This is a genomic window from Massilia haematophila, from assembly GCF_042647645.1.
GTDB classification, from domain to species: domain Bacteria; phylum Pseudomonadota; class Gammaproteobacteria; order Burkholderiales; family Burkholderiaceae_D; genus Telluria; species Telluria haematophila.
Genome location: NZ_JBHRVV010000001.1, coordinates 4,559,330 through 4,578,901 on the forward strand (window position 1 = coordinate 4,559,330; position 19,572 = coordinate 4,578,901).

Here is a 19,572-nt window from a genome sequence, read left to right on the forward strand (position 1 = left end):
ACGCATACCGCGGTCCTGTAGGGTGGGTTCTCGAACCCACGCTGTACGGCGTTCGATCAGGTCGTAGGGTGGACCGGGCCGCGCAAGGCACCTGTGTCCACGCGGTACGGCGTTTGATCGGAGCGCATCGGTATTCATGATGTGTACGGTTGCTCAACCGATGCACAGCGTGGACTCAGGAGTCCACCCTACGAACTTCGCGCAAGATCACGGCAACACCAGCGCGCTGCCTCAGACCTTCAAGAATTCCTCGCGCCCACCCAGCCAGCGCGCCAGGTGCGCATCGACGATGGCAATCGCCTCGGGACTGTCCCGCTCCAGCAGCGCCGCCGCCACGTCGCGTGCATCTTCCACCAGCCACTGGTCGGTCTCCAGGTCCGCAAAGCGCAGCATCGCCTGCCCCGACTGGCGCGCGCCCAGGAATTCGCCCGGCCCGCGGATCTCCAGGTCGCGCCGCGCGATCTCGAAGCCGTCGGTGGTCTCGCGCATCGTCATCAGGCGCTGCTTGGCCACCTGGCCGAGCGGGCTTTGATACAGCAACAGGCAGACGCTGGCCGCCGAACCGCGGCCGACCCGTCCGCGCAGCTGGTGCAGCTGCGACAAACCGAAACGCTCGGCGTGCTCGATCACCATCAGCGAAGCGTTCGGCACGTCCACGCCGACCTCGATGACGGTGGTCGCGACCAGCACGTGCACCTCGCCGGCGGCAAAGGCGTCCATGATCACCTGCTTCTCGGCCGGCTTCAGGCGCCCATGCACCAGGCCGACCTGCAGATCGGGCAGGGCCTCGGCCAGGGTTTCGTAGGTCTCGGTCGCCGTCTGCAGCTGCAGCGCCTCGGATTCCTCGATCAGCGGGCAGACCCAGTAGACCTGGCGCCCTTCGAGCGCGGCCGCGTGCACGCGCTCGATGACTTCATCGCGCCGGTTCTGGTCGATGGCGCGCGTGACGATCGGCGTGCGGCCGGGCGGCAGCTCGTCGATCACCGACACCTCAAGATCGGCGTAATACGTCATGGCCAGGGTGCGCGGGATCGGCGTAGCCGACATCATCAGTTGGTGCGGCACCAGGCCGTCGCTGCCCTTGTTGCGCAGCGTAAGGCGCTGGCCGACGCCGAAGCGGTGCTGTTCGTCGACCAGCACCAGGCCGAGTTTCGCGAATTGCACCGAGTCCTGGATCAGGGCGTGGGTGCCGATCACGAGGTTCGCCTCGCCCGATTCGGCCATCTCGCTGGCCGCCGCCTTTTCCTTCTTCTTGAGACTGCCGGTGAGCCAGGCGACCTTCACGCCGAGCGGCTCCATCCAGGCCGCGATCTTCCTGAAATGCTGCTCGGCCAGGATCTCGGTCGGCGCCATCAGCGCCGCCTGGTAGCCGCTGTCGATCGCCTGCGCCGCCGCCAGCGCGGCGACCACCGTCTTGCCGCTGCCGACGTCGCCCTGCAGCAGGCGCTGCATCGGATAACCTTCGCGCAGGTCGGCGCGGATTTCCTCCACCACGCGCTGCTGGGCATTGGTGAGCTGGAAGGGCAGGGCGCGCAGGAATGCCTCGGACAACGCGCCCACGGCGCGCAGGGTCGGCGCGCCCTTGTCGCGGCGGGCGCGCTGGGCCCGTTTCAGCGACAACTGCTGCGCCAGCAGCTCGTCGAACTTCACGCGCGTCCAGGCCGGATGCGACTTGTCCATCAGCGCGTATTCGTCGGCGTCCTTGGGCGGATAGTGCAGGAGTTTGATGGCCGGCTCGAAGTCGACCAGGCCCAGCTTGCGGCGCACGCTCGGCGGCACGGTGTCGACCCAGTCGACGCGCCGCATGGCATCGGCGATCGCGCGCCGCAGCACAGTCTGCGACAGGCCTTCGCCCGAGGGGTAGACCGGCGTGAGCGAGGTCGGCAGCGGCGCGCCCTCGTTGACCACTTTATAGACCGGATGGACCATCTCGGCCCCGAAGAAGCCGTGCTTTACCTCGGTGCGGGCGCGCACGCGCACCCCTTCGGCCAGCTGCTTGACCTGGCTGCCGTAGAAATTCATGAAGCGCAGCAGGATGTCGCCGCTCTCGTCGGCGATCGTGACCAGCAGCTGGCGCCGCGGTTTCAGGGCGATCTCGTTTTTTGTTACCACGCCCTCGACCTGCGACACATGGCCGCCGCGCAGGCAGGCCTCGCGGATCGGCACGATCCTGGTCTCGTCCTCGTAGCGCATCGGCAGGTGCAGGACCAGGTCCATGTCGCTGCGCAGGCCGAGCTTGGCGAGCTTGCTTTCTGTGGTTTTCGGGGCGGAAGTGGTCTTGGAAGCGGGCATAGATGCGGCAGGTTGGCGTGCATCAGCGTAAAATAGAGGGTTCGCCGCACGCGCTGCAGCCTCTATTGTAAAGCTGCCAGCCCCCATTTTCCCAGAATTGACCAGAATGTACTCGCTTTCCGATTTCGATTTTGAATTGCCGCCCGAGCGCATCGCGCAGCTGCCGCTGCCCGACCGCAGCGCCTCGCGCCTGTTGCAGCTCGACGGCGACCGCATCACCGACCGCCATTTCGCCGACATCGTCGACCAGCTCCAGCCGGGCGACCTGGTGGTGATGAACAATACCCGCGTGCTGAAGGCGCGCTTTTTCGGCGTCAAGGAAACCGGCGGCCAGGTGGAAGTCCTGGTCGAGCGCGTGCTGGACAAGCGCACCGTGCTGGCCCAGGTGCGCGCCTCCAAATCGCCAAAGCCCGGCAACCGCATCCGCCTGGCCGATGCCTTCGACGTTACCGTCGGCGAGCGCGCCGGCGAGTTCTTCACGCTCGCCTTCGAGGGCGACGTGTTCGAGCTGATCGAAGCCCACGGCCGCCTGCCGCTGCCGCCCTACATCGAGCACAACGCCGACGAAGTCGACGAGCAGCGCTACCAGACCGTGTATTCGAAGGAGCCGGGCGCTGTCGCCGCGCCGACCGCCGGCCTGCACTTCGACCAGCCGCTGCTCGACAGGTTGCAGGCGAAGGGCGTGAAACTCGCCTATGTCACCCTGCACGTCGGCGCCGGCACCTTCCAGCCGGTGCGCGTCGAGGACCTGTCCGAGCACAAGATGCACTCCGAGTGGTACACCATTGCGCAAGAGACGGTCGATGCCGTGCGCGCCGCCAGGGCGGCCGGGCGCGACGTGATTGCCGTCGGCACCACGAGCCTGCGCGCGCTGGAGTCGGCCTCGCAGTCGGGCGAACTGGTGGCGGGCAGCGACGACACCGCCCTGTTCATCACGCCGGGCTACCGCTTCAAGACGGTGACGCGCCTGATCACCAATTTCCACCTGCCGAAGTCGACCCTCATGATGCTGGTGTCGGCCTTTGCCGGCTATGAGGAGATCCGCAAGGCCTACGCCCACGCGATCGCCAGCGAATACCGCTTCTTCAGCTATGGCGACGCCATGCTGCTGACCACCACTTCCCGTTAAGAATACCGATGCTCGAATTTACGCTCCTGAAGAAAGACACCAGCGGCCTGTCGCATGCGCGCCGCGGCCGTTTAAAACTCAACCACGGCACCATCGAAACCCCGATCTTCATGCCGGTCGGGACCTATGGCTCGGTCAAGGCGATGGACCCGGTCGAGCTGAAGGAAGTGGGCTCGCAGATCATCCTGGGCAACACCTTCCACCTGTGGCTGCGCCCGGGCACCGAGGTGCTGGATAAATTCGGCGGCCTGCACGGCTTCATGGGCTGGGACAAGCCGATCCTGACCGACTCCGGCGGCTTCCAGGTGTTCTCGCTGGGCGCGATGCGCAAGATCACGGAAGAGGGCGTCACCTTCGCCTCGCCGATCGACGGCTCGCGCAAATTCCTGTCGCCGGAAGTGTCGATGCAGATCCAGCGTTCGCTGAACTCGGACATCGTGATGCAGTTCGACGAGTGCACGCCGTATGAGATCGACGGCCGTCCGGCCACCGCCGAAGAAGCGGCCAAGTCGATGCGCATGTCGCTGCGCTGGGCCCAGCGTTCGATGAACGAATTCAACCGCGGCGAGAATCCGAACGCGCTGTTCGGCATCGTCCAGGGCGGCATGTACGAGCACCTGCGCGACGAGTCGCTGGCGGGCCTGGAAGATATTAACTTCCCGGGCCTGGCGATCGGCGGCCTGTCGGTGGGCGAGCCGAAGGAAGACATGAAGCGCATCCTGGCCCACGTCGGCCCGCGCCTGCCGGAGAACAAGCCCCACTACCTGATGGGCGTCGGCACCCCCGAGGACCTGGTGGAAGGCGTGGCCAACGGCGTCGACATGTTCGACTGCGTGATGCCGACCCGGAACGCGCGCAATGGCTGGCTGTTCACCCGTTTCGGCGATGTGAAGATCAAGAACGCGCGTTACAAGGACGATACCGCGCCGCTGGACGAATCCTGCACCTGCTACTGCTGCAAGAACTTCTCGCGCGCCTACCTGCATCACCTGCACCGCTCGAACGAGATCCTGGGTGCGCGTTTGAACACCATCCACAACCTGCACTACTACCTGAACCTGATGCAGGAGATCCGCGACGCGATCGATGCGGATGGCTTCCATGCGTTCCGCCTGCAGTTCAACGCGGACCGGGCGCGCGGGGTGTAATCGGTGCGCGGCTGTGCTGCTGCTGGTTGAACGCGTGGGCACAGGGGCGCCCACCCTACGCGGTTCCGGCCGGTGGCCTGGATGGTTGTAGGGTGGGCGCCCCGTGCCCACGCGGTCAACGCACGTTTGCGGGGCCATGGAAAAAAAGCGGCGCCTCGGCGCCGCTTTGTCGTTTACTCCGCCGCGCGATAGCGCTCGAGCCAATGCGCATACGGCGCCGGCAGCGTCCACGACGGCTTGTCCAGGCCCAGCGCCTTGGCCGCCGCATACGGGTAATGCGGATTGCCCAGGTGCGCGCGGCCGATCATCACCAGGTCCATCTGGCCATCGGCCACGACGCGGTTGGCGACCGCCGGCGAGTCGATGTTCCACGACGACGCTACTGGAATGCCCGCTTCGCGCTTGACGCGCTCGGCGATCGGCGCCAGGAAGCCCGAGGCCCAGGGAATGTTCGCGTCCGGGGTCGAGAAGCCGACGCTGACGTTCAGCAGGTCCAGGCCGCCGGCGCGGAACTGGCGCGTCAGTTCGATCGATTCCGCCAGCGTCTCTTCGTCGCGGCCGTCGAACTCGATCACGCCGAAGCGCGCCGTCAGCGGGAAGCGCTCGGGCCAGACGGCGCGCACCGCTGCCAGGGTCTCGAGCAGGAAGCGGCTGCGGCCGGCGAGGTCGCCGCCGTATTCGTCGGTGCGTTGATTGGCGTGGACCGAGAAGAAGCTCTGGCCGAGGTAGCCGTGCGCGAAGTGCAGCTCCAGCCATTCGAAGCCGGCCTCCAGGGCGCGCCGTGCGGCGGCGACGAAGTCGGCCTTCACGCGCTCGATGTCGGCGATGGTCATCGCTTGCGGCACCTGCGGCAGGTTGGCGCCAAAGGCGACGGCGGACGGCGAGATGGTGTCCCAGCCGCGCGGGTCGCCGGCTGGGATGTGGTCGTCGCCTTCCCAGGGACGCTGGGCGCTGGCCTTGCGGCCGGCGTGGCCGATCTGGATGCCGGCCACGGCGCCGCCGGCCTTGATCCCGGCGGCGATGCGCGCCAGGCCCGGCACGTGCGCGTCGGACCACAGGCCCAGGCAGCCCGGGGTGATGCGGCCTTCCGGCGAGACGCCGGTCGCTTCGACAATCACCAGACCGGCGCCGCCGCGGGCGATGCTTTCGTAGTGGGTGGTGTGCCAGTCATTGGTATGGCCGTCGGTGGCGCTGTACTGGCACATCGGAGGCACCGCGATGCGGTTGCGCAGGGTGACGTCCTTGAGGGAGAAGGGGGTAAACAGTGCTGACATTCGTGTGTTTCTTTTTGCAAGGGTAAAACGGGCCCGGTGCGGCCGGAGGGGGCTGCACAGGGCAAGTAATCGGGATTGATCGGTGAAGGGGGCGGATCATACTCCCGCCGGAAAATTTCTGCTGAGACCGGGTTCGTTTTGGATGGTGTGTGAGCGGCCACTTCCGTGCTGACCGGGGATTTTGTAGGGTGGGCTCTTGAGCCCACGCGGTATCCCTCCTGAGCAATCGCGCATTTAAGCTCAACCAAAACCTATGAGCGGCCGTTTCGGGCAAGCTCATCCTATGCAGACTGCATCAGCACGACCGCGTGGGCACGAGTGCCCACCCTACGCAACCCGCACATATCTGCAAGAGATTTCCTACTTGCATTTTTTATACCCATCCCCAGATGCGGCGGAATGGCCGCTGGCAGTTCGCCGGTGCTAGAATACAGCGCTGTTTTTTTTATCTCATAATCGGAGTCCTTGTGTTCATTTCCAACGCTTACGCGCAAACCACCGCCGCCGCCGATCCTGGCCTGATGGGTAACCTGACGACCTTCGCGCCGCTGCTGATCATGTTCGTGGTCATGTATTTCCTGATGATCCGCCCCCAGCAGAAGCGCCAGAAAGAGCTGAAAGCCATGATGGATGCGCTCGCGAAGGGCGATGAAGTGGTCACCGCCGGCGGCATCCTGGGCCGCGTCGTGCAGGTCAAGGACGCCTACGTCACCCTGGAAGTGGCCGCCGGCACCGAAATGGTCGTGCAAAAGAACGCAGTCACCACGCTGCTGCCGAAGGGCACCCTGAAGTCCCTGTAAGCCGGCGCCGCGGCCCTTGCCATGCCTGGGGCCGCGCGCCGCTCAACATAGAACGCTGGAACACTATGAATCGCTATCCGCTCTGGAAATATATACTGATCGCTGTCGCGCTCCTGCTTGGCGCGCTGTACACGGCGCCCAACTACTTCGGCGAATCGCCGGCGCTGCAGGTAACGACCGGCAAGACCACGGTCAAGATCAACAGCGACACCACGGCCCAGGTCGCGGAAGTGCTGAAACGCGAGGGTGTTCCGGCCAACCAGGTCACGCTCGACGGCTCGGGTAACTCGACCGCCGTGCGTGCCCGCTTCGATACCACCGACGCCCAGTTCAAGGCCAAGCTCGCACTCGAGCGCCAGCTGAACCGCAATCAGGAAGACCCCGACTACATCGTCACCGTCAACCTGGTGAAGAACACCCCCGCCTGGATGCAGGCCATGCGCGCGCTGCCGATGAACCTCGGCCTCGACCTGCGCGGCGGCGTCCACTTCCTGCTGCAGGTCGACTCGAAAGCCGTGCTCGAAACCCGCCTCAAGGGCACCCTGGCCAGCGTACGCAGCGTCCTGCGCGACGCCAACGTGCGCCACGCCGGCATCGAGCGCAGCGGCAACGCGATCGAGATCAGCTTCCGCGACGAGCAGACCCGCGCCGCCGCCCGCACCGTGCTGGGCAAGCAGATCGCCGACTTGACCCTGCTTGATGCCGCCGACGGCACCGACCTGAAGCTGGTCGCCACCATGAAGGCCGAGGCGCTCAAGCGCATCGTCGAGGAAGGCGTCAACCAGAACATCTCGACCCTGTCCAAGCGTATCAACGAACTCGGCGTGACCGAGCCGGTCATCCAGCGCCAGGGCGCCGACCGCATCATCGTCCAGCTGCCGGGCGTGCAGGACGTCGCCCGCGCAAAAGACCTGATCGGCCGCACCGCGACCCTGGAACTGCGCCTGGTCGATCCGACCGTGACCCCCGGCACCGAACTGTCGGCCGCGATTCCGCTGAACTCGGAACTGTTCACCGAAGGCCGCGGCGCCCCGGTCGTGGTGTCGAAGGACATCATCCTGACCGGCGACTACATCACCAACGCCGTCGCCAGCTTCGACCAGAACCAGCAGCCGGCCGTCTCGGTCGACCTGAACGGCGACGGCGGCCGCAAGATCCGCCTCGTCACCCGCGAAAACGTCGGCAAGCGCATGGCCATCCTGCTCAAGGAGAAAGGCAAGTACACCGTGCCGTCGGCCCCGACCATCCAGAGCGAACTGGGCTCGACCTTCCAGATCACCGGCATCGGCAACGCCCAGGAAGCGAACGAACTGGCGCTGCTGCTGCGCTCGGGCGCGCTGTCGGCGCCGATGGAGTTCATCGAGGAACGCGTGGTCGGCCCGCAGCTCGGCGCCGAAAACATCAGCCGCGGCCTGCACTCGACCCTGTGGGGCTTCGTCGCGATCGCCGTCTTCATGATCGTCTACTACCACATGTTCGGCATCTTCAGCGCCATCGCGCTGGCCGCCAACGTGCTGTTCCTGCTGGCCCTGCTGTCGATGCTGCAGGCCACCCTGACCCTGCCTGGCATCGCCGCCATCGCGCTGGCGCTCGGCATGGCGATCGACGCCAACGTGCTGATCAACGAGCGCATCCGCGAGGAACTGCGTGCCGGTGCCACGCCGCAGCAGGCGATCACGAACGGCTTCAGCCACGCCTGGGACACGATTTTCGACTCCAACGTGACCACCCTGATCGTCGGCCTGGCGCTCCTGATCTTCGGTACCGGCGCGGTGCGCGGCTTCGCGGTCGTGCACAGCCTGGGCATCCTGACCTCGATGTTCTCGGCGGTGTTCGTCTCGCGCGGCTTCGTCAACCTGTGGTACGGCCGCCGCGGCAAGAAACTGAGCAAGCTCTCCGTCGGCACCGTCTGGAAACCGGGCCTGCCCGCTGAAAAGAATTAAGGACTAGGAAACGTCATGGAATTTTTCAAAATCAAGCGGGACATCCCGTTCATGCGCCACGCGTTGATCTTCAACGTGATCTCGGCGCTGACCTTCCTCGCCGCGGTGTTCTTCCTGGTGAGCAAGGGCCTGCACTTCTCGGTCGAGTTCACCGGCGGCACCGTGATGGAACTGCGCTACCCACACGCGGCCGACCAGGAAAAGATCCGCGGCACGCTGCGCTCGATCGGCCATGAAGCGCCGGAAGTGGCCAGCTTCGGCACCGCCCAGGACATCATGCTGCGCCTGCCGCCGGTGAAGACCGCGGCCGGCTCGACCGTCTCGGGCGACGCCTTCAAGGCGATCTGCGCTTCGGAAGGCGGCACGCCGAAGCAGATCAACGTGACCGAGAAGGGCCAGCAGATCGAGCGCACCAGCTGCGCCAACGCGGCCGGCGCCGAAGTGGTGAGCCTGCAGCGCGTCGACTTCGTCGGTCCGCAGGTCGGCGACGAGCTGGCGCAAAGCGGCCTGAACGCGCTGATCATGGTCGTGGTCGGCGTGGTGATCTACCTGGCCGTGCGCTTCGAATGGAAATTCGCGGTCGCCGCAATCCTGGCGAACCTGCACGACGTCGTCATCATTCTCGGCTTCTTCGCCTTCTTCCAGTGGGAATTCTCGCTGACGGTGCTGGCCGCGATCCTGGCGGTGCTGGGTTACTCGGTCAACGAGTCGGTCGTCATCTTCGACCGGATCCGTGAGACCTTCCGCAAGCAGCGCAAGATGAGCGTGACCGAGGTCATCGACCACGCGATCACCAGCACCATCTCGCGTACCATCATCACCCACGCCTCGACCCAGATGATGGTGCTGTCGATGCTGTTCTTCGGCGGTCCGTCGCTGCACTACTTCGCGATGGCCCTGACGATCGGTATCTGCTTCGGCATCTATTCGTCGGTGTTCGTGGCCGCCGCGCTGGCGATGTGGTTCGGCGTCAAGCGCGAAGACCTGGTCAAGCCGGTCAAGGCCAAGGACGAGACCGACGGCGCCGTGGTCTGATACGCATGGCCTGATGATGCTGCCTGCATGAAGAATGCCGCCCGGCCTGGCCGTGGCGGCATTTTTTTAGGTTCATCGCACTTTGCCGGGGAACGCATCCTTGATTTTCAGGAAGAAGTAGGATGCGTCCCGAAAACCGTAGGCCATGCGCTTGATGACCTTGATGCGGTTGTTGACGCCTTCAAGGATCGATGAGCTCATCGGATAGATGGCTGATGCCAGGATGCCGCGGCGATATTTGGCCAGGCGTTTGGCAAACTGGATCAGCGGTGCGATCTGGCTTTGCAAGGCGAGCTTGAGCCAGGCTTTCCACCGCCGGGCACCGTCCCGGACTGATGGCGCATACCAGATTTCCTTCAGCTCGGTCTTGAGCAGGTAAACCGTTGCCAAGGGCTGGTTGGCAGCCAACAGCTCTTCGAGCTTGACGGCCTGCTCGGCCTTGAGGTTGTCACGATTGCGCAGTAACAGCCAGCGACTGCGCTTGATGACCTGGCGGGCTTTTGGTTCGGCACGCAAGGCATTGGCCTGGTCGACACGAACCCGGTCGACCACTTCGCGACCGAAGCGCGCCACCACATGAAACAGGTCGTAGACGACTTCTGCGTTTGGACATTGCTGGCGAACTTCGAGGTCCATGGCCGTGTTCATATCCATGGCAACGGCTTCGATCCGCTGGCAGCCTTCCTCTCCCAGCAACTCGAAGAACGGCCGAATCGCTTCCCGGCTATTGCCTTCTCCCACCCATAGCACCCGCATTCGTTCGGCATCCAGGGCGACAGTGGCGTACCGGTGCCCCTTGTGCAGGGCGAATTCGTCCATGACCAAGCGCCGTACGCCTTCTGCCGAGAAGCCACCATGCAGGTGCTGCAAGCGCCGATGATCGATGTCCTTGATGGTATGCCAGTGCAGGCCGGTCAACCGGGCCACATGGGCTATCGGAAGCAGCTGTGCCAGCGCCTCCACCCAGAGGCGCACGCGGTGCGTGATGCGCGCCCGGCGGTCGAGCCAAACAATGTGCTCGGCTACCCGTGCGTCGCAGTGATGGCAGTCCAGTCGCCGCACCGGCACATCGAGCCAGACACGCCTATCCAGAATGTCGCGGTCACGCACCTTACGCCTTCGGCGCTCATGAACCAGAGCGCAAGGCTGGCGGCATGCCCCGCACAAAGCTTCGCTTGAAGGGCTGGTATCGAGAACGATTAACAGCGACCCGTCCTCTTGTTCGTGGACGGCATCGACAATATGGCCTTCCCAAAACGGGACAGACGGCATAGCATTGAGCATGGCGGTGGTTTGACAGACTGATTTGTTTGGCGACTATCAATCTACCAACATCAGACCTCCGCCACCACCTCCTGCTCAGTTCGTCAATCCCGTCTTCCCCCATTCCCCGCGAAGAACCTTTTTTTATGCATAAGCCATTTCCCCATCTCGATTTTTACAAAGAATTGTTCGAAATGTGACATTTCCCAGCCTTGTGTGAGTTATCGCACAGAGTGCCGGGGTAGCAGAACCTTATAGTGGAACCGTCTCTTTCAGGACATCCCTAGTTTTGGACTTCACCCGCTCCCTCCCGGAGCGGGTTTTTTTTTGCCGCGATCGCCTGTCATCGACATTTAACACAAATGTCACACGAAAGTGAATTGGCGCACAGAGGGCAGGGGGGCTGGGAACTATAGTGGAACTGTCTCTTTCAGGACATCCCTAGTTTTGGACTTTGCCCACTCTCCGGAGTGGGCATTTTTTTTGTTGGTGCCCGATTGGGATGCTGGCGGTGGTGGGGCTGTTGCCTGTAGTGTTATCGGTGTTTTACATCCGCGTGGGCTCGAGAGCCCACCCTACGGTCATCGCCAACGGCGAGTGCATACGAAACCCGGATACGCAGCGTGTCCTGTAGGGTGGGCCGGGCCGCGCTAGGCACTCGTGCCCACGCGGATCAAGAAAGCCGCCAGCAGGGGAGGCAACAGCCCCACGAACGTCAATCGGGTTTCAGAGAAAAAATGAAAAGGCCTACATCAACGCCGACGTCAAACTCTGCACTTCCTGCGCCGACTCCTCCATGATCCTGGCCAGCGTCCCGTCGCCCACCGCGAAATCGATGGTCGCCGCCGCCTGCGCGGTGGTTGCGCCCGGCCGCTCGAGCAGGGGAGAAGGCTCCGGCGACAAGTCGTTCGCCAGCAGCAGGGTGTCGCCCAGGGTTTCCGGCGGCAGCGCGCGCAGGCCGTTCCACATCGCTTCGATCGCGCCCATCACCGGCGCCGGCACGCCCAGCTTGAGCAGGACGCCGCGGCCGATCGCCACTTCGCCATGCTCCAGCCAGTCATCGGCGCCGCCCTCGAGCAGGCCCGGGTACTCGTGCGCGCGCGAGAGCAGGTAAAAGCCGCCGACCTCGTGCACGATGCCGGCGAACATCGCCGTTTCAGGATCGACGAAGGAGACGCGGCGCGCGATCACCTGGGCCAATGCGGCCACGTGGGCCGAGTGGCGCCACAGCTGGTCGGCGCGGGCGCGCAGCGCCGGGTCGGTGATCTCGCTGCTGAGCTGGCGCACGATGACGGAAGCGGCCAGCGCGCCGAGGGTGCGGAAACCCACGCGCTGGACGGCGGCGCGCACGTTGGTCACGTCGTTGCCGGCGCGGTTGTAGGTAACGGAATTGGCGATCGCAACGGTGCGCGCGGCCAGCAGCGGCTCGGCCTGGACCAGGCGGGCCGCCGCGTCGGCGTGGCACTCGGGATCGTTCAGCGCACGCTGCAGCTTAAGCGTGGCGTCGACATTCGTGGGAAAACTGAGCTCGCCCCGGATGGCCTGGGCGGCGATGCTCTTGAGGGCGTCAAGTCTGTCCATCGAAAAATTATACCCCCAACGGCTAGCCACACCCGGGAGTATTTGCCTCGAAGCATCGTTTTACAACGCCGCTCAGGGCTCGCTGAAGATGGCGTCGCAGTCTTCCTTCGGTTCCTCGGTGTCCTCGAGTTCGTCGACCAGGCCGAGGTCGAACAGTTCTTCGACGGCGTTCATGAAGCTGTTCAGCTTGGTGGCGCCGATCAGGCGGTAGATCTCGCCGTCTTCGTTGCGCACGCCGATCAGCATCGCTTCCTCGCGCACTTCTTCTTCCGAAGCCACGTCGAGCAGCAGGTTGCCGATGATGTGCTTGTCGAAATGGGCCGGCTTTTTGCCTGCGATCAGGGAAGTTTTCAAGATGATTCCTTTTGTTGTGTTAGTAAAGGGGACCCGAGTATCCGTTCGCGCAGTTTCTTCAACGCGCCATCGACTTCATCGAACTCGGCGTCGCTGAACCCGGCAAACAATTGTTTGCCGTGATCAACAACTTTCGGGAAGACGTCGCGGAACACGGCATCGCCGCTGTCCGTCAGGCGCACGAAATACGAGCGCTTGTCGTCCAGGCTGCGTTCGCGCAGCACCAGGCCTTTCTGCTCGAGCCGCTCGATCACGCCGGTCAGCGTACCCTTGGTGATCAGGGTGCGCTCGCCCAGCTCCTTGTAATTCATCCCGCTGGTGTTGCCGAGCGTGGCGATGATGTCGAACTGCGCATGCGTCAAGCCGTACTGCCGCACCGATTCGCCCGAGTATCGCTCGAAGCCCTGCAGGCATTCGGCCAGCAAGCGGACGCTCTTTAAATATCGTTCCCCCATGAACAGGGATTATAGCCGCCAGCGGGCGTTCGACAGCGCCGCCACGCTATGCATAGCGGGGAAAATGGTGCCGTGTTCGCCAGTGCGCGACCGGGAAACGGGCAGCCCGTGGCGCCGGCCTTTTTGGGACGGCCGGCGCCGCCTTATCGCCTTTTACGGCCGGGCGGCGTACCATACGCGTTTTGCCCATCAGCCACACATGACCCGCCACCTCCACGGCATCCTCGCCTTGCTGCTCGTCACCCTCGTGTGGGGCACGACCTTTCCGGCAATGAAGGACCTGACCGGGCATTTCTCGGCCGTGTGGATCATCCTGGTGCGTTTCGCCCTGGCCGCCGTGCTGCTGTCGCCCTTCCTGTGGCGCGCCAGGCTGGCCGACGTGCGCGCCGGCGCCATCCTCGGCGTGTTGCTGTTCTTCTGCTTCGTGTTCCAGGTCGAGGGCCTGGCGCTGACCAGCTCGAACCGCAACGCCTTCATCTGCGGCCTGAACGTGCTGGTCGTGCCGCTGCTCGGCGTGCTGGCCGGCCGCCTGCCGGAGCGCCGCATCGTGCTGGCCCTGCTCATGTCGATCGCCGGCCTGGCCGCGCTGTGCTGGGATGGCGGCGCCTGGGGTACCGGCGATTCGCTGGCCCTGATGAGCGCGCTGTGCTTCGGCGTCTACATCAAGGTGATGGAGGTGCAGACCCGGCGCGCCACGCGCCTCTTGAGCGTCACCGCGGCCCAGATCGGCACCGTCGCCCTGTGCGCCCTGGTCTGGCTGCTGGGCCGCGAACTGCCGGGGGACGCCGCAGCACGTGCCGCCTACCTGGCCGACGTCGTCGGCAATCTCGGCCACGCCGGCTGGAACTTCGCCTACCTCGGCGTGGTGGCGACCGCCGCCATTATCTCGCTGCAGACCTGGGGCCAGTCGCGCACCTCGGCCAACGAAGCGGCGGTGGTCTACGCCTTCGAGCCGGCGGCGGCCGCCTTCTTCGGCTACTTCTGGCTGGGCGAAGCCTTGAGCGCCCGCGGCTGGCTGGGCGGTTTGCTGTTGATCTCCGGTATGATAGTCAGTCAATGGAATTCCGAAAGCCGGCCCTCCGCCGCGCTTGCACCCGAGTGAACACCTTCCCGATCCGCCCCCATGCCGCAAGCTGAACTGCCCCTCCTGGCGCAGGAACGGCCGCTGCGCATCCTGCTCGTCAACGCCGGCGAACCGGACACGATGAGCTGGTCGGGCCTGGCCCAGCCGCTGCGCCTGGCCGCCAAGATCCTCGGCCCCGAGCGCCTGCACGTGGACGTGCGCAGCCCCGACAAGTTCGCCGGTGACAGCCAGCGCCACTGGCACCTGGTGCTGCTCGCCGCCGACGAAGCCCAGTCCGGCCTGAAGCCCGCCAACTTCCGCGCCGTGGTCGAGCGCTGCCGCGCCGCGCCCTTCTGGGGCGGCGTCGGCGCCGGCGTGCTGTGGCTGGCCGAAGCGGGCGCCCTGAACGGCGTGCGCACCGCGTTGCCCTGGTCCCTGTACGCCGACGCCGACAGCCGCGCCGACCAGGCCGTGTTCACCCCTCACCTCTACGAAATCGACGGCGCCCGCCTGACCTGCTGCGGCGGCGCCGCCTCGGTCGACTTCGCGCTGACCCTGATCGAGACCATTTTCGGCTCGACCGTGCAAGCGCAGGTGAAGGAAATCCTCTGCGTCGACCGCGTGCGCGGCAGGGAAGAGCGCCAGCGCGTGGCGCTGCAGGCGCGCTTTGGCACGTTGCAGCCCAAATTGACCGAGGCAGTGACCTTGATGGAAGCGAATATCGAGGAGCCGCTGTCGACCGACGAGATTGCGCAACTGGCCGGGGTGTCGCGGCGCCAACTGGAGCGCTTGTTCAAGCAGTATCTGGGCAGTTTGCCGTCGCGCTACTACCTCGAACTTCGGTTAAAACGGGCGCGGCAGCTGCTGCTGGATACGAATTACTCGATCGTGCAGGTCGGGCTGATGTGCGGGTTCTCGTCGGGGTCGCATTTTTCGACGGCGTTTGGGGCGTTGTTTGGGAATACTCCGCGGGAAGAGAGGCAGCGGAGGTTGGCTGAATAAGTTATAGCTCGTGAAGCGTTTTCGGCTTCTTTCGAAAGTTCAGACGGCCACGACTACGTGCTCCTCACTTTGCGATTGATTAAGTTGTAAAATCGCAAGCCCTTGAATAATGACAAACGCTGGTCTGTGAAGGACGAGCGCGAGTTCTCAAGGGACAATAATGAGCAAATTAAGCCGTTCGATTCATGACCTGATGTACGGCAGACAGTACAACCGCATCCTGCGCTTGTCGTTCCCTAACAATGACGCCCCAGCTGCTCAGATTTTAGTCAACAAGATCGATGCGACAGAAGGCTTGTCCAAAGATTTCGCATATACGGTAGAGCTGCTTTCCAATGACCCTGCCATTGCGCTCAAAGCGGTACAGGGCAAGTTGCTCAATATCGAGTTAGTGCGTAAGGACGGCAGCCTTCGCTATTTCTCCGGCTATGTGTTCAGCTTCAGGCGTCGTCATTCCGACGGCGGCATCACCTTCTATGAAGCCATACTCGGCCCTTGGCTAAGATTCCTCAGCCTGCGCAAGGATAACTACCTGTTTCACAACAAGACCTTACGCGCCCAGGCAGAAAGCATTTTTCAGGATTACACGACATATCCGCGGTGGGAATGGCGTGTGACGGGCGACGATCCCGTCATGACCGATGCTTGCCAGTTCGACGAAACCGACTTCAACTATTTGAGCCGTCGCTGGGAAGCCGCAGGCTGGTATTACTGGTACGAACACGACGCCAGCGGCCATACGCTCATCATCAGCAGCGATTCAATCCGGGCCCCGGTGATCGATGGTGGCGCAGAGGTGCGCTTCCATGGCGAAGGCGGCGCCTTGGAAGAGGATGCAATTGACTGCTGGTCCCCAGTGCGTCAGGCCATGCCCTCCAGTGTTGCCTTAAGCGGTTTCAATTTCAAATCTCCAATCCCCGCCAATGTCACGCTTCCTACGTTAAATCAGCAGGGCGAGCTGCCAGAGGTCGAGTCCTATGAATATGCCGGCGCTTACGGATTCAGGAACATCAGAGACGGTGATGCGCAGAGCCGCATTCGCATGGAGGAAATCGAAGCCTTTGCCCGATACGTCGAAGCGGAAGGCAATGATCGTTTTCTGAAGCCGGGCCGCTGGTTCAAGCTGACAGACCACTTTAATCACAGACCGTTTGGCCGCGGCACAAAGCGCGGTAAGGACGAATTCCTGATTCTGTCGGTTCGTCACCTCGCTACCAATAACTATCTACAGGAGGAGGACGAAAAGATCCTCTATCGCAACTGGTTGACTTGCACGCGCAAGGATATTCCGTGGCGCCCAGGGCGCTGCTTCAACAGTACGGATACCAAAATTCTTGCACCTCAAACTGTCATTGTCGTCGGCCCCTCGGGGCGGGACAGTATTTATACCGACGAATACGGACGGGTGCGCGTGCAATTTCATTGGGATCGTGTTGGAAACAACGATGAACGTAGTTCAGCCTGGTTGCGATTGTCGAGCTCTTGGGCAGGAGCAGAGCTTGGCGCGGCGGCGATTCCACGGATAGGAATGGAAGTCATTGTCCAATGGCTGAATGGTTGCCCGGACCGACCCATCATCACAGGAACGGTATTTAATGTACGCAATATGCCGCCGTGGCGCTTGCCGACGCAACAGGCGCTGACTGGATTTCGAAGCCGGGAACTGGCACCGAATGCCGGCAATTCCCTAAGCGGACGCAGCAACCACCTGATCCTGGATGACACGAACGAGCAAATTCAGGCCCAGCTCAAGAGTGATCATCAGCACAGCCAGCTCTCGCTGGGATATATCACGCGGATCGAGGACAATCGCGGCCGAACGGATGCGCGTGGAGAGGGATGGGAGTTACGTACCGACGGGCATGGGGCATTACGCTCGGCAAGAGGAATGTTGATCACCACTGAGCGGCGTGATCGCGCCCAATCCCACATTACCGATATGAAGGAGCCTCTTAAGCGGTTGGCAGATGCTCATCAGCTACACGAAAAGCAAGCTAAAGACGCAATCGACCAGCAAGCCCAGGAATGGGGACATCAGGACGATGTCGCTGATAAGTTGCATGGCCAGAACAAGACCTTGGCCGGAGCCTCAGAGCCATTCCCCGAACTATCCGCTCCCCACCTGATTTTTGCGAGTGCGGCCGGACTGGCGACCTCAACAGCACAGCCCACTCATCTGTCCAGTGACGAGCAGATCGCCCTGACCGCGAAGCGGGATGTGTCCATTGCCGCAGGGGATAGTCTTTTTGTAAGCGTGGCACAAACCCTGCGCTTATTCGCCAAAAATGCAGGGATGAAGCTATTTGCGGCGGCTGGGAAGGTATCGGTTGTAGCGAAACAAGACGATATCGAGCTTATAGCGGCAAAAGTCCTAACGCTCATAAGCGAAACCGATTGGATCGACCTGAAAGGAAAAAAAGGAATTCGCCTGCATGGAGCCGGATCCATGGTTGAAATCAGTGACAAGGTGCAGTTCTTCACCGCGGCGCCGACATTATTTCACGGCAACTTAGAAACACTCGCCCCTTCGCCCCGGCCGCATTCTTCCGCTGCAATACATGTCGCTCCTGCTTCAGCTCCTCTGCCAGAGCACGAGCAGACCTTTGATGAGCAATTTCAGCTCATAGGTTCTGATGGCCACACACCCATTGCCAACCGTCGATATCGCATCGTTGCAGATGATGGTCAAACATGGGAAGGACGGAGTGATGATAGCGGCTTGACAGAGCGTGTCGTAACACGCGCTTCGGCGAAGCTTTCTCTTCTACTGCTCCCAGACTAATTACCATCATAGAGGAACATATGTCCGAGGTGCTTGTCGGTGAAGCCACTACGAATTCAGCCAAGGGTTCTGTCGCCAAGGTAAAAATTGACGACTATATCTGCACTCTCGCTGTGGAGCAGAACCAATTTGGCGACACCCTTCCAATCATTCCTACTACAGCGCGTACGGAGCGCAATAAGATTCTTTATCAGTTGAAGATCAAAGCCAAGCTAACTCGGCAGTCCGATGGAAGTGCTGTGTCCGGTTACAAATTTTCTATCAAATCTAATCGTACAAGCGATCGAGTTGAGTCAAAGGGGCAGACGAATGCACAGGGAGAGGTGACTTTCACACTGGTAACACGGGAGTCTGGGGAACTTACACTCGACACATCAACTGCCGGGATTACGCTGTCTCCGTTCCCGATTAAGATACAAGAGGCGTGGTACGAGTCTCCCTTTCTCATCACTGTGTATAACGTTTGTGATGAGAGCGACTTTTCTGGCCAACTGGTCGAGGGTAGGGGGCTTGATGAAAAGCACAAAGATGACTTCCTCTATGGTGCAGCAGGGGTAGCGATGCAAGGGACGGGAAGAACAACTGAAAGAAAATACGTTCGTCTTAATAACAGCCCTGGAGGCTGGCAAAAGAACAAGAAGGGAAGCCCTGAACGTTTGGCGAATCCATCCGCAGCCGAATTTGCTTACGCAAATGGCATTCATGGAAAATACGACGACCTCAAGGAAAACTACTCGATTGCAGTAGATAAGGTAATTATTCCTAAAAAAGCAAAAGTGGAGATTGAAGGCTTGGGGGAGCGTGTGGCCGATGATTCCGGCGGCGCAATCGATCTGTATCACATTGATAACTTTCTCGGGACAGGGAAGGCGGTAGTGAAAGCTTGGCTAAAAGGCGGAATCAACGGAACAAAACGACGTGTAAAATATCTTGGGGCCAGCAAATGAAAATAGTAACGCAATCTCTAGGTGCGCTAATACTTGTTCTCTTCACTAGTCAAGCTCAGGCTGAAGCATTAAAAAGAGTCTACTTAGACAAGAAAAATAATGTGCATTTGCAGACAAAGCAGGGGCGGGACCGGCAAGTTACACGCAAGGGCAGCGCAAGTATGTTAAAGCTCGCACCTGACAATGAGACCGTGGCTTGGTTGGTGTTGAATACATGGACAGCTGAAGGAGATGATAAGCCTGGATCTGAAGAGCTTGTTATCTACCGCAACGGAAAATCGGCCTCAATAAAGTGTGGCCCGTTCATTCGAGATTACTGGTTTTGGCAGAATGGAAACCAAGTCGCGATCGATTGTGGCGGGCGGAGGTTTGCAGGCCGTGAGATCCTCTATGATGTCAAAACTCTTAAAAAGCTTGAAACTATAGATCAGGCTGAAGTTCCAATAGATAAACGTCCAGAATGGTCGAATAGCAGTGATGACTAATTGTTAGGCGATCCGAACG

The 19,572-nt window shown here is 61.9% G+C and carries 16 protein-coding genes; 10 read left to right on the plus strand and 6 right to left on the minus strand.

What is annotated here, in order from left to right:
• Positions 1 to 231: 231 nt before the first annotated feature.
• Complete coding sequence (recG, locus tag ACFOPH_RS20185; protein ID WP_379737058.1) at positions 232 to 2,379, minus strand: ATP-dependent DNA helicase RecG; 2,148 nt, start codon at positions 2,377 to 2,379, stop codon at positions 232 to 234.
• 19 nt (positions 2,380 to 2,398) lie between these two features.
• On the opposite strand from recG, the gene queA reads away from it, so the two are divergent.
• Both queA and tgt read left to right on the plus strand, forming a co-directional pair.
• On the plus strand, positions 2,399 to 3,421 hold the full coding sequence (gene queA, locus ACFOPH_RS20190) for a tRNA preQ1(34) S-adenosylmethionine ribosyltransferase-isomerase QueA (protein ID WP_312550097.1): 1,023 nt from the start codon (positions 2,399 to 2,401) through the stop codon (positions 3,419 to 3,421).
• A gap of 8 nt (positions 3,422 to 3,429) precedes the next feature.
• A complete protein-coding gene (gene tgt / locus ACFOPH_RS20195; RefSeq protein WP_379737059.1) occupies positions 3,430 to 4,569 on the plus strand; it encodes a tRNA guanosine(34) transglycosylase Tgt in 1,140 nt (379 codons plus the stop codon).
• Positions 4,570 to 4,742: 173 nt separating this feature from the next.
• Here the strand turns inward: tgt and ACFOPH_RS20200 are convergent, their stop codons facing one another.
• Complete coding sequence (locus tag ACFOPH_RS20200) at positions 4,743 to 5,843, minus strand: NADH:flavin oxidoreductase/NADH oxidase (RefSeq protein ID WP_379737060.1); 1,101 nt, start codon at positions 5,841 to 5,843, stop codon at positions 4,743 to 4,745.
• A 467-nt stretch (positions 5,844 to 6,310) separates the two neighbouring features.
• On the opposite strand from ACFOPH_RS20200, the gene yajC reads away from it, so the two are divergent.
• The 3 genes from yajC (at position 6,311) to secF (ending at position 9,621) form a co-directional block, all read left to right on the plus strand.
• Positions 6,311 to 6,643 (plus strand): preprotein translocase subunit YajC, encoded by a 333-nt coding sequence (gene yajC, locus ACFOPH_RS20205; protein ID WP_312550100.1) that lies wholly within the window; start codon positions 6,311 to 6,313, stop codon positions 6,641 to 6,643.
• A gap of 65 nt (positions 6,644 to 6,708) precedes the next feature.
• Entirely contained in the window at positions 6,709 to 8,586 is a 1,878-nt protein-coding gene (gene secD / locus ACFOPH_RS20210) for a protein translocase subunit SecD (RefSeq protein ID WP_379737061.1), read from the plus strand.
• Positions 8,587 to 8,601: 15 nt separating this feature from the next.
• Entirely contained in the window at positions 8,602 to 9,621 is a 1,020-nt protein-coding gene (gene secF, locus ACFOPH_RS20215; protein ID WP_312550102.1) for a protein translocase subunit SecF, read from the plus strand.
• A gap of 72 nt (positions 9,622 to 9,693) precedes the next feature.
• On the opposite strand, the gene ACFOPH_RS20220 is transcribed toward secF, so the two are convergent.
• From ACFOPH_RS20220 to ACFOPH_RS20235, 4 genes are all read right to left on the minus strand, one after another.
• A complete protein-coding gene (locus ACFOPH_RS20220) occupies positions 9,694 to 10,905 on the minus strand; it encodes an ISL3 family transposase (protein WP_379732752.1) in 1,212 nt (403 codons plus the stop codon).
• 726 nt (positions 10,906 to 11,631) lie between these two features.
• Entirely contained in the window at positions 11,632 to 12,465 is an 834-nt protein-coding gene (locus ACFOPH_RS20225) for an HDOD domain-containing protein (RefSeq protein WP_312549826.1), read from the minus strand.
• Between the two features lie 72 nt (positions 12,466 to 12,537).
• Positions 12,538 to 12,819, minus strand: a complete 282-nt coding sequence (locus tag ACFOPH_RS20230; protein WP_312549827.1) for a hypothetical protein — start codon at positions 12,817 to 12,819, stop codon at positions 12,538 to 12,540.
• Positions 12,816 to 13,274: a MarR family winged helix-turn-helix transcriptional regulator gene (locus ACFOPH_RS20235; protein ID WP_312549828.1), complete on the minus strand. Its 459-nt coding sequence runs from the start codon at positions 13,272 to 13,274 to the stop codon at positions 12,816 to 12,818. The genes ACFOPH_RS20230 and ACFOPH_RS20235 overlap by 4 nt, the downstream gene beginning before the upstream one ends.
• 199 nt (positions 13,275 to 13,473) lie before the next feature.
• Between ACFOPH_RS20235 and ACFOPH_RS20240 the strand changes: the two genes are divergently transcribed.
• The 5 genes from ACFOPH_RS20240 (at position 13,474) to ACFOPH_RS20260 (ending at position 19,553) form a co-directional block, all read left to right on the plus strand.
• On the plus strand, positions 13,474 to 14,376 hold the full coding sequence (locus ACFOPH_RS20240) for a DMT family transporter (RefSeq protein ID WP_379737062.1): 903 nt from the start codon (positions 13,474 to 13,476) through the stop codon (positions 14,374 to 14,376).
• Between the two features lie 21 nt (positions 14,377 to 14,397).
• Positions 14,398 to 15,339 carry a GlxA family transcriptional regulator gene (locus ACFOPH_RS20245; RefSeq protein ID WP_379737063.1) on the plus strand — a complete coding sequence of 314 codons (942 nt, stop codon included), beginning with the start codon at positions 14,398 to 14,400 and terminating at the stop codon, positions 15,337 to 15,339.
• Positions 15,340 to 15,499: 160 nt separating this feature from the next.
• The gene (locus tag ACFOPH_RS20250) at positions 15,500 to 18,121 is read left to right on the plus strand and encodes a type VI secretion system Vgr family protein (RefSeq protein ID WP_379737064.1); all 2,622 of its coding nucleotides are present in this window, start codon (positions 15,500 to 15,502) and stop codon (positions 18,119 to 18,121) included.
• Positions 18,122 to 18,141: 20 nt separating this feature from the next.
• On the plus strand, positions 18,142 to 19,068 hold the full coding sequence (locus tag ACFOPH_RS20255) for a 3D domain-containing protein (RefSeq protein WP_379737065.1): 927 nt from the start codon (positions 18,142 to 18,144) through the stop codon (positions 19,066 to 19,068).
• Positions 19,065 to 19,553 (plus strand): hypothetical protein, encoded by a 489-nt coding sequence (locus tag ACFOPH_RS20260; RefSeq protein WP_379737066.1) that lies wholly within the window; start codon positions 19,065 to 19,067, stop codon positions 19,551 to 19,553. The genes ACFOPH_RS20255 and ACFOPH_RS20260 overlap by 4 nt, the downstream gene beginning before the upstream one ends.
• Positions 19,554 to 19,572: the final 19 nt, after the last annotated feature.

What these genes read in the sequence shown, in the direction of transcription:
- ACFOPH_RS20225 (WP_312549826.1), bottom strand. Translation starts at nt 12,465, where the DNA reads ATGGACAGACTTGACGCCCTCAAGAGCATCGCCGCCCAGGCCATCCGG.
- ACFOPH_RS20235 (WP_312549828.1), bottom strand. Translation starts at nt 13,274, where the DNA reads ATGGGGGAACGATATTTAAAGAGCGTCCGCTTGCTGGCCGAATGCCTG.
- ACFOPH_RS20250 (WP_379737064.1), top strand. Translation starts at nt 15,500, where the DNA reads ATGAGCAAATTAAGCCGTTCGATTCATGACCTGATGTACGGCAGACAG.
- ACFOPH_RS20245 (WP_379737063.1), top strand. Translation starts at nt 14,398, where the DNA reads ATGCCGCAAGCTGAACTGCCCCTCCTGGCGCAGGAACGGCCGCTGCGC.
- ACFOPH_RS20220 (WP_379732752.1), bottom strand. Translation starts at nt 10,905, where the DNA reads ATGCTCAATGCTATGCCGTCTGTCCCGTTTTGGGAAGGCCATATTGTC.
- queA (WP_312550097.1), top strand. Translation starts at nt 2,399, where the DNA reads ATGTACTCGCTTTCCGATTTCGATTTTGAATTGCCGCCCGAGCGCATC.
- secD (WP_379737061.1), top strand. Translation starts at nt 6,709, where the DNA reads ATGAATCGCTATCCGCTCTGGAAATATATACTGATCGCTGTCGCGCTC.
- recG (WP_379737058.1), bottom strand. Translation starts at nt 2,379, where the DNA reads ATGGGGGCTGGCAGCTTTACAATAGAGGCTGCAGCGCGTGCGGCGAAC.
- ACFOPH_RS20240 (WP_379737062.1), top strand. Translation starts at nt 13,474, where the DNA reads ATGACCCGCCACCTCCACGGCATCCTCGCCTTGCTGCTCGTCACCCTC.
- ACFOPH_RS20255 (WP_379737065.1), top strand. Translation starts at nt 18,142, where the DNA reads ATGTCCGAGGTGCTTGTCGGTGAAGCCACTACGAATTCAGCCAAGGGT.
- secF (WP_312550102.1), top strand. Translation starts at nt 8,602, where the DNA reads ATGGAATTTTTCAAAATCAAGCGGGACATCCCGTTCATGCGCCACGCG.
- tgt (WP_379737059.1), top strand. Translation starts at nt 3,430, where the DNA reads ATGCTCGAATTTACGCTCCTGAAGAAAGACACCAGCGGCCTGTCGCAT.
- ACFOPH_RS20260 (WP_379737066.1), top strand. Translation starts at nt 19,065, where the DNA reads ATGAAAATAGTAACGCAATCTCTAGGTGCGCTAATACTTGTTCTCTTC.
- ACFOPH_RS20200 (WP_379737060.1), bottom strand. Translation starts at nt 5,843, where the DNA reads ATGTCAGCACTGTTTACCCCCTTCTCCCTCAAGGACGTCACCCTGCGC.